Genomic DNA, 8,606 nt, shown 5'->3' on the forward strand with positions numbered 1-8,606 from the left:
GAATACTTCCACGCCGTTGCAGCAGGATGGAGCCTTAGAGATATGTGCATGCCCTAGGGCCTTCGCCGGGACGACGGCGGAGATCGCCGCCACAGCGCGGGCTACGCCTACCCCACCTTCGCATCCCGGATCGCCTGCCAGATCTTCTGCGGCGTCAGGGGCGTGTTGAGCTGGGTGATGCCGAGTTCGGCGAGCGCATCCATCACGCCGTTGGTGACGCAGGGGGGACCGCCGATGGCGCCGGATTCGCCGCAGCCCTTGGCGCCGAGCGGATTGGTGCGGCAGGGCGCGGAATCGTCCAGCGTCACCACGATCGGCGGAACGTCGTCCGCGCGCGGGATGCAATAGTCCTGGTAGCTCGCGGTGAGCAGCTGGCCATCGGCATCGTAGGACACGCCCTCATACAGCGCCTGGCCGATACCCTGCGCGACGCCGCCATGGATCTGGCCGGTGACCAGCATCGGGTTCACGGCGACACCGACGTCGTCGACGGTGGTATAGCGCACGACCTTGGAGACGCCGGTCTCGGGGTCGATCTCGACCTCGCAAATATGCGTGCCGTTCGGCCAGCTCGGACCATCGACCTCGCCCTCGGAATCGACGCTGAGTTTTGCGCCGCTCTCCTTCTCTGCAATATCGAACAGGCTGATGCGTCGGTCGGTGCCGACCACGGTGAGCATGCCGCCCTGGTATTCGATGTCCTCGACCGAGGTCTCCAGCACGTTCGCCGCCTTCTCGCGCGCCTTCTGGATCAGATCGTTGGAGGAGACAGCGACCGCCGTACCGCCGACGAACAGCGAACGCGATCCGACGCTGCCGAAGCCCATGGCCAGATCGGTGTCGCCTTGCACGACATCGATCTTGTCCATGGGGATGCCGAGCGTGTCGGAAATCATCTGGGTGTAGGTGGTCTGCAGCCCCTGTCCCATCGCCATGGTGCCGGAATGCAGGACGACGCGGCCTTCCGAAGTCGCGTGCAGGCTGACTTTTTCGGTGTGGGCGCGGCCGCCGGTCCATTCGATATAGGAAGTGAGCCCGCGGCCATAGAGCAGGCCCTTCCTCTTCGCCGCCTTCTTGCGCGCGGCAAAGCCGTCCCAGTCGGCGAGCTTCACGGCGCGATCGAGCATGTGCGCGAAAGCGCCGGAATCGTAAACCTGCCCGGCAGCATTGGTGTAGGGCAGTTGCGCCGGCTTGATGTAATTCGCCTTCCGGATCGCGCGCGGATCCATGCCGATTTTTCGCGCGGCCGCGTCGAACAGGCGCTCGACGATGAACACGGCCTCGGGCCGGCCCGCACCACGATAGGCACCGACCGGCGCGGTGTGGGTCATCACCGACTTCACCTCGAAATGCACCAGCGGCAGATCGTAGACGCCGGTTTGCACGAATGGCCCCAGCACCAGCGGTATGATGTTCGCCGCGCCCGAGGAATACGCGCCGGTACAGCCGATCGAGCTGACGCGATAGGCCAGCACCTTGCCCTTGTCGTTGAGCGCGAAGGATGCGGTCGAGGTGAGATCGCGGCCATGAGTGCCGCCGACGAACTCATCGGTGCGATCGCCGCGCCAGCGGATCTTCCTGTTCAGCTTGGTTGCGGCATAGGCGACGATGCCGTCCTCGGGATAGAGGTTGGTCTTCTGGCCAAAGCCGCCGCCGATATCGCCGACCAGCACGCGAACGCTGTCCTTCGGACGCTTCAGCACGGCCTCGGCCAGCACGTCGCGAGTCGAGGCAGGCGTCTGCGACTGCACATGCAGCAGAAGGCGGCCGGATTTCTTGTCGATCTCGGCAATGGTCGAGCGCGGCTCCATGGCCGACGGCACCAGGCGCTGGCTGACGAGATCGAGCTCGACGGTATGCGCCGCCTTGGCAAAAGCCTCGTCCACCTTGGCAGCATTGCCGTAAGCCATCGCGCCGACGATGTTGTCGGGCGCCTCCGGCCACACCAATGGCGCGCCGGGCTTGACCGCCTCGACCGGATCGACCACGGCCGGCTGCACGTCATATTCGACCACGATCGCTTCGGCCGCGCTCTGCGCGTCGGCGCGCGAGGAGGCCACCACGGCGGCCACGGCCTCGCCGGCATAGCGCACGATGTCGTGCGCCAGCAGGCGGCGTGGCGGCACCGTCATCGGCTTGCCGTCAGGGCGCTTGAAGATGCTCAAGGTCGGGATGACGCCGATGTCGTCCTTGACGAGGTCGGCGCCAGTGTAGACCGCGGTCACGCCGGGCATCGCAGTGGCGGCGGCCGTGTCGATCGAGACGATCTTCGCGTGCGCATGCGGCGAGCGCAGCAGGTACAACCACAGCGCGCCGTCTTCCGGCTTGTCGTCGATGAACTGCCCCTTCCCGGTGAGCAGTCGCTGATCTTCCAAACGCTTGACGGGTTGCCCCGCTCCGAAACGCAAATTGCCGGGAAGAATGTTCATTCCGTGGGGTCCCTTAATCTCTCAAATGCGGCCGCCTTTTAGCGGATCGAGGCATGCGAGGCCAGCCGCGGTTTTGGGCGCTATATCCACGATTTCGTCATCCCGGGGCATAGGCGAGCGGAAGCGAAGCCGTCCTATCGGCGCCTAGCCCAGCTCCCGCAGGGCCGCTTCCACGACCTTGCGCGCATCGGCGGTGAGTGCGGCTTGCGGCGGCACGGGATCGCCGACGTCGTAGCCCTGGAAGGCCAATCCGGCCTTGATGCAGGCGGCCAGGTTGAAACGGGCAAAAGCCTCGTTGATGCGCCACAGCCTGCGCTGGAGCGCCATCGCCTCGTCCCAGCGACCGGCCTTGCAGAGGTCGTACAGCGCGACGCTCTGGCGCGGGATGATGCAGGCCGGGCCCGCCATCCAGCCGAGCCCGCCGATCAGCATCACCGCGGCCGGGATGTGGGCGGAGGCCGAGAACACCCGCAAGGCATCGCCGCAGCGGTTCATGATCGAGAGCAGCCGGCCGGTGTTGGTCGAGGCGTCCTTGATGTAGCCGATGCGCGGATGCTCGGCGAGGCGCGCGATGACGTCGAGCGTCAGATCAGAGCGCTGGAATTGCGGATTGGTATAGATGACGACCGGGATGTCCACGGCATCGGCGATGGCGCGGAAATAGGCTTCGATTTGGGCATCGGCGAGCGGGAAATACGCTTCCAGGATCGCCAGAATGCCGTCGGCGCCGAGCTTCTGATACGCTTTCGCCTGCGCCACCGCGTCCGCCGTCGAGGTGGAGGCGACGCCCGCAACCACAGGCACACGTCCCTTGGCCGCCTCGATCGTGGTCTGCACCACCGCGGTGCGTTGGGCGGCGTTGAGATAGGCGAACTCGCCGGTCGAGCCGAGCGGGGTCAGACCGTGGACGCCGGCGCCGATCAGATCGTCGCAGAGCTTTGCGAGCACGTTCGTCCGCACCGCGCCATCGGCAGCGATGGGCGAGACGAGATAGGGGAAGACGCCGCGAAAATCGGACATGTCAGGTGTGAATCCCGGAAACTGGCCAGCGCCTGACCGGTCTTACCAACGCTGGCGCCGGCGATCAAACCCTGATCAGCCGCACCCGGGTGCCCCAGGGATCGATCGCCTCCACGCCATTGGCAAGCGCGGTGACTTTCGCGCCGCCCTTGCGCAGGCGCTCGTCCTGCGCGGCAAGCAGGTCCGGCTTCTCCGTCACCAGCGAGAACCAGGCGAGCCCGGTTGCCTGATCGTCGCGCTGGCCGGCGCCCTGGCTCTGCCAGACATTCATGCCGAGGTGATGATGATAGCGCCCCGACGACAGGAACGCGGCACCGTTGCGGCTGCGGGTCGGGTCCAGGCCGATGGCACCGTGATAGAAGCGCTCGGCCTGCGCGAGGTCGCCGACGCGCAGATGCATGTGGCCGATGCGCATTCCGTCCGGCGCCTTGGCATAATCAGGCACGCGCGTATTGGTCAGCGACAGCAGGTCGGGAATGTTGAGCTCGTCGGCCGCCATCTTGACGCTGCCCTCGCTCCACTGCCATTGCGAGGGATCGCGGTCGGCATAGACCTCGATGCCGTTGCCTTCGGGGTCGTCGAGATAGACGGACTCGCTGACGAGATGATCGGCAAAGCCCGACAGCGGCACGCGATGCGAGGCGGCTGCTACCAGCCAGCGCGCGAGGTCCTTGCGCGTGGGCATCAGGAAGGCGGTGTGATAGAGGCCGGCGGCGTTGCGCGGCTCGATCTCGGCATCAGGACGGGCCTCCAGCACCAGCAGGGTGATACCGGCCGTGCCGAGCCTTGCGGCAGTTGCCGAGCGCTCCATCACGGTGAGCCCGATGACGTCCCGGTAGTAGTCCGCAACCTTGTCTAGATTTTTCACGCGCAACGTCACCATGCCGACCCGCATCGGGGTGCGGCTGGCATAGGTCGGCCCGCCGCCCTGCGGTGCACCCTCGGCGCGCGCCGCGCCCGCAGCCGCCATTGCAAGCGAACTGGCGCCGGCGAGTTGAAGCAGGGTGCGGCGGGTGAGGTCGTTGGTCATCGGTCAGGCTCGCTGAAATCGTGAAGGCGGCGCAATTTCGCGATTGCTACACGTTGCCGTGAGCGGCTCCCAATCACATGTTCGTCGGCCGTGGTCTTACGGACCAGCTTCCCTGCCTATTTCCTGGCCATGCGGCCAGTTACGCGATCGCCCGCGACATCCCAGATTGAAGACAGCTTACAGGAGCCTCCCATGACCGAACCCACTCCCCTGTCCTCACTGTCGTCCGCGCTCGCAGACGTCGTGGCGCGCACCGCGCCGTCCGTCGTCGCCGTGCATTCGCATCGCTCCCGCGCCACCGGCTTCGTCTGGAAGCCCGGCCTGATCGTCACCGCCGACGAGGCGCTGGCCGACGAGGGGGGCGTCGAGATCGGCCTCCCCGACGGCAGCACCGCGGCCGCCACGATCGCAGGCCGCGACCATACGACGGATATCGCCCTGCTGCGCGTCGATACGGCGCTGATCCCGGTCAAGCTGGCCACAACGGTCCCGCCCCTCGGCGCGTTGTCGGTGGTCGTCGCCACCAACCGCGACGCGCCGAGCGCCGCGCTCGGCATGGTATCGCTGTCCGGCAAGAGCTGGCGCTCCTTGCGCGGCGGCGACATCGACGCGCGGATCGAGCTCGACGTCCGCTTGCGCTCTAGCCAGCAGGGCGGCCTCGCCCTCGATGCATCGTGCGAAGCCTTCGGCATGGCCGTGCTCGGCCCGAGGCGTGTGCTGGTGATCCCGACGGCCACAATCGAGCGGGTCGCGGCACAGTTAGAGGCGCGCGGCCGCATCGCACGCGGATATCTCGGCCTCGGGCTCCAGCCGGTCCGGCTCGACGACGGTGTCGGCGCGATGGTGATGAATGTCGACAAGGCCGGCCCTTCGGCGGCGGCCGGCATCCGCCAGGGCGACGTCATCGTCGCCGTCAACGACCAGAAACTGTCCGGCGTGCGTGCACTGTCGCGGACGCTGGGTCCGGCGAGTGTGGGCGCGGTGGTCGATATCGCGGCGCGCCGCGGCGGCGAGCCGGTCAGCTTCAAGGTCACGATCGGCGAGAGGCCGGCGGCGTGAGCGAGGACATCGCGCCCGAGATCGTGCTGTCCCTGGAGATCGACGATCCGGTCCTCGCCGACCGACTGGCGGCCCTGCTCGGCAATATCGCCGGGCTTCGCCTCGCCGAACCCGGCGAGAAGGCGGCAGCGGCGATCGTCACCCGCGATCCGCGCATCATGCCTGAGGACATCGCGCTGACACAGCGCGAGCTCGATGTGCTGGCGTTGATGGCGGAAGGTGGCTCCAACAAGATGATCGCGCGTCAGCTCGGCATTTCCGTCCACACCGTGAAATTCCATGTCGGCTCGCTGCTCGACAAACTCGACGCCACCGGCCGAACCGATGCGGTGGCACATGCAGCACGCCGCGGCGTGATCGAACTCTAGGGCGGATGCGGCGGGAAACTGAGCTGGACCGTCAGGCCCGGCGCGTTGTCGTGCAGGGCAATCTCGGCACCATGGAGGCGGGCGACCGCGGCGACCAGGCTTAAACCAAGGCCGTTACCCGGGGTGTAGCGGCTCTGTTCGAGCCGGTAGAAGCGCTTGAACACATGATCGCGCTCATCAGTGGGAATGCCCGGACCATCGTCGGCGATCGCGATCGTCGCACCGCCGTCGGTGCTACGGCAGGTGACGATCACCTGCCCGCCTTTGCAGCCGTGCTTGATCGCGTTGTCGACGAGATTGGCGATGGCGTCGAACAGCAGGTCGCGATCGCCAATAATCGCCACCTCGCGGTCGCCGCCGAGGCTGAGCCGCGTCGCAACCTGTTCGGCGGCGGCATCGTAGAGCTCGACGACCTCGCCAGCAATTTCGGCGAGGTTGAGGGTGCGAAAGGCGCTGCGCCGGGCGCGGGTCTCGATCTCCGAGATGCGGGTGATGGAGGCAAACATGCCGAGCACCGCGTCGAGATCGGCGATAGTGTCACCAATCAGCGCCGCGTCGGCCTCGCCATTGCGCGAGGCGTGATAAGCTTTTTCCAGCCGACCCCGCATGCGCGTCAGCGGCGTGCGCAAATCATGGGCGACATTGTCGCTGACCTGCTTGACCTCGCCCATCAAAGTCTCGATGCGGTCGAGCATCTGGTTGAGGTTTTCGGCGACGCGGTCCCACTCGTCGTGACTGCCGCGCAAGGGAATGCGCTGGTCGAGGCCCGACATCATGATGGCGCGGCTGGTGGCGTTGATCTCCTCGATTCGCCCGACCGTGCGGCGCGTCACCAGCACCGCGGCGAGCCCGGCGAGCACCAGCATCAGCACGGCGACAGCGGCCATTGCGAGCTCGATCATCGCGGTGAAGCCGCCGTGATCGCCAGCATCGCCGACACGGCTCCGCACGTAGGCGATCGTGCCGAAATAGACATAGGCCATGATCGCCGCGACGATCAGCCCGAATGCCGCGATCGCGATCAGCGCAAGGCGAAAGGTCGAGGAGCGGAGCGTTTTAGCCAGGAGCACGGAGACAATATCCGATGCCGCGGATGGTGTGGATCAGCGGATAGGCCTGGGCATCATCGACCTTGCGACGGACGCGCCCGACATAGACATCGATGATGTTGGTGGAGGGATCGAAGTGCAGATCCCAGACATGCTGGAGCAGCATCGCACGCGAGACGACGCGGCCCTCGTTGCGGACGAGATATTCGAGCAATTGGAATTCCCGCGGCAACAGCGGAATCTTCCGGCCGCGGCGGCTCGCGCTGCGCGCGATCAGGTCGATGGCGAGATCGCCGACCCGCAGGATCGTCTCCTTGGCAACAGTGTCGCTGCGCCGGCCCAGTGCCTCCAGCCGCGCCAGCAATTCGGTGAAGGAGAACGGCTTGACGAGATAATCGTCTCCGCCGGCCCGCAAGCCGCGCACGCGGTCGTCGACTTCGCCAAGTGCGGAGATGATAAGGAACGGCGCGGCGATGCCGTCGTCGCGCAACTGGCGCATCACGCTGATGCCGTCGATGTCGGGCAGCATGCGGTCGATGGTGATCACGGCATAGTCGCGGGCGGCGCCGTGGCTGAGGGCCTCGCGCCCGGTGGCGGCGAGATCGACGTCGTAGCCGGAAATCGTCAGCTCCTCGACGAGCTGGCCTGCGGTTTCCGCATCGTCCTCGACGACCAGAATGCGGCGGTGACCTCCGGTCATGACAAACTCCGCGCGACGATCGCCACCAGACTATCCCGTTCCGGGGCTGAGCGGAACCGTCCGATGACGATCGCGACAATGGTGCGGTACGGCGATGCTAGTACCAAGAGTCTCCGCACACATTGACCCATTGCCACCCATAGGGCGTCCAGCTCCTGCGCCAACAGCCGTCATTGTAACCGGCATAGATGAAAGGTGCTCCGAAGAAGAAGCGATGGTGGTGCCGGAAGAAGGCGTGGCGGCCGACGAAGGGCCTGCCGTGCCAGCCGGAGCCAGCGAAGCGCGGCCCGATCGCCGCATGCGCGAAGCCGGCGCCGCCGAAGCCCGGGCCGCCGACATGGGCGAAACGGGCGCCGCCGATGCCGCCAACGTGCATACCACCAAAGCCACCGGCGTGCATGCCGCCGCCACCGAAATGCCCGCCACCGCCAAAGCCGCCACCGCCGTGACCTCCGCCACCGCCGCCACGGGCGAGCACAGGCGAAGCGAGCGCCATCACCGCGGCGATCGACACCGCAGTGAGGCCTTTGAGAATCCTGTTGTCCATCGAAGCGTCCTCCGTGCTGCGCAGCGATACCTGCCGCGCGAGGAGGCTCAGATGAAAGCAAGGGACCAGCACCTTCAACTTACAAACGCGCCAGATTCTGACGCGGGTGTCAGGGAGGAATCGCTCTCTCACTCCCTCGCCCCGTTCTTACGGGGAGAGGGTGGGGTGAGGGGCTGCATCCACGAATTCGATTTTGAATTGGAGGGTGCAACGCGTGGGGACTCGGAGGGATCTTTGATCCGGTTCGCAGGTTGCCCTGCCCCTCACCCGGAATTGGCGCGTGGCGCGAAATACGACCACAACCCCCAAAAAGCGGGGCGGGGGTGGAGATAAAGCCCCCGTGCCGCCCATATTATACCCCCCGCCGCCCCCCCCGTAGGCGGGCGCCCCCCCCCCCGCAGACA

General features: G+C 66.4%; 8 protein-coding genes. 2 read left to right on the top strand and 6 right to left on the bottom strand.

The features are described from left to right. Nucleotides 1–107 precede the first annotated feature (107 nt). The 3 genes from AC0L21_RS37295 to AC0L21_RS37305 all read right to left on the bottom strand — a co-directional run bounded on the left by AC0L21_RS37295 (nucleotide 108) and on the right by AC0L21_RS37305 (nucleotide 4,479). Nucleotides 108–2,429 carry a xanthine dehydrogenase family protein molybdopterin-binding subunit gene (locus tag AC0L21_RS37295; RefSeq protein ID WP_473266925.1) on the bottom strand — a complete coding sequence of 774 codons (2,322 nt, stop codon included), beginning with the start codon at nucleotides 2,427–2,429 and terminating at the stop codon, nucleotides 108–110. Nucleotides 2,430–2,573: 144 nt separating this feature from the next. Further along, the gene (locus AC0L21_RS37300) at nucleotides 2,574–3,449 is read right to left on the bottom strand and encodes a dihydrodipicolinate synthase family protein (protein ID WP_473266929.1); all 876 of its coding nucleotides are present in this window, start codon (nucleotides 3,447–3,449) and stop codon (nucleotides 2,574–2,576) included. 64 nt (nucleotides 3,450–3,513) lie between these two features. Further along, nucleotides 3,514–4,479 carry a VOC family protein gene (locus tag AC0L21_RS37305; protein WP_473266932.1) on the bottom strand — a complete coding sequence of 322 codons (966 nt, stop codon included), beginning with the start codon at nucleotides 4,477–4,479 and terminating at the stop codon, nucleotides 3,514–3,516. A 192-nt stretch (nucleotides 4,480–4,671) separates the two neighbouring features. Between AC0L21_RS37305 and AC0L21_RS37310 the strand changes: the two genes are divergently transcribed. Both AC0L21_RS37310 and AC0L21_RS37315 read left to right on the top strand, forming a co-directional pair. Then, nucleotides 4,672–5,538, top strand: coding sequence for a S1C family serine protease (locus tag AC0L21_RS37310; protein ID WP_473266935.1), 867 nt, complete (start codon nucleotides 4,672–4,674; stop codon nucleotides 5,536–5,538). Continuing rightward, nucleotides 5,535–5,906, top strand: a complete 372-nt coding sequence (locus tag AC0L21_RS37315) for a response regulator transcription factor (RefSeq protein ID WP_473266937.1) — start codon at nucleotides 5,535–5,537, stop codon at nucleotides 5,904–5,906. The genes AC0L21_RS37310 and AC0L21_RS37315 overlap by 4 nt, the downstream gene beginning before the upstream one ends. On the opposite strand, the gene AC0L21_RS37320 is transcribed toward AC0L21_RS37315, so the two are convergent. The 3 genes from AC0L21_RS37320 to AC0L21_RS37330 all read right to left on the bottom strand — a co-directional run bounded on the left by AC0L21_RS37320 (nucleotide 5,903) and on the right by AC0L21_RS37330 (nucleotide 8,202). Then, a complete protein-coding gene (locus AC0L21_RS37320) occupies nucleotides 5,903–6,976 on the bottom strand; it encodes a sensor histidine kinase (RefSeq protein ID WP_473266938.1) in 1,074 nt (357 codons plus the stop codon). The two genes, AC0L21_RS37315 and AC0L21_RS37320, sit on opposite strands and share 4 nt — an antisense overlap. After that, complete coding sequence (locus AC0L21_RS37325; RefSeq protein ID WP_473266941.1) at nucleotides 6,963–7,655, bottom strand: response regulator transcription factor; 693 nt, start codon at nucleotides 7,653–7,655, stop codon at nucleotides 6,963–6,965. Before AC0L21_RS37325 ends, AC0L21_RS37320 begins: the two co-directional genes overlap by 14 nt. Before the next feature lie 97 nt (nucleotides 7,656–7,752). Further along, entirely contained in the window at nucleotides 7,753–8,202 is a 450-nt protein-coding gene (locus AC0L21_RS37330) for a hypothetical protein (RefSeq protein WP_473266943.1), read from the bottom strand. Nucleotides 8,203–8,606: the final 404 nt, after the last annotated feature.

It is taken from the genome of Bradyrhizobium sp. WSM4873 (assembly GCF_055811355.1).

Excerpts from the sequence above, each read along its gene's own strand:
- AC0L21_RS37310 (WP_473266935.1), top strand. The coding sequence starts at position 4,672 with ATGACCGAACCCACTCCCCTGTCCTCACTGTCGTCCGCGCTCGCAGAC.
- AC0L21_RS37300 (WP_473266929.1), bottom strand. The coding sequence starts at position 3,449 with ATGTCCGATTTTCGCGGCGTCTTCCCCTATCTCGTCTCGCCCATCGCT.
- AC0L21_RS37295 (WP_473266925.1), bottom strand. The coding sequence starts at position 2,429 with ATGAACATTCTTCCCGGCAATTTGCGTTTCGGAGCGGGGCAACCCGTC.
- AC0L21_RS37325 (WP_473266941.1), bottom strand. The coding sequence starts at position 7,655 with ATGACCGGAGGTCACCGCCGCATTCTGGTCGTCGAGGACGATGCGGAA.
- AC0L21_RS37305 (WP_473266932.1), bottom strand. The coding sequence starts at position 4,479 with ATGACCAACGACCTCACCCGCCGCACCCTGCTTCAACTCGCCGGCGCC.
- AC0L21_RS37330 (WP_473266943.1), bottom strand. The coding sequence starts at position 8,202 with ATGGACAACAGGATTCTCAAAGGCCTCACTGCGGTGTCGATCGCCGCG.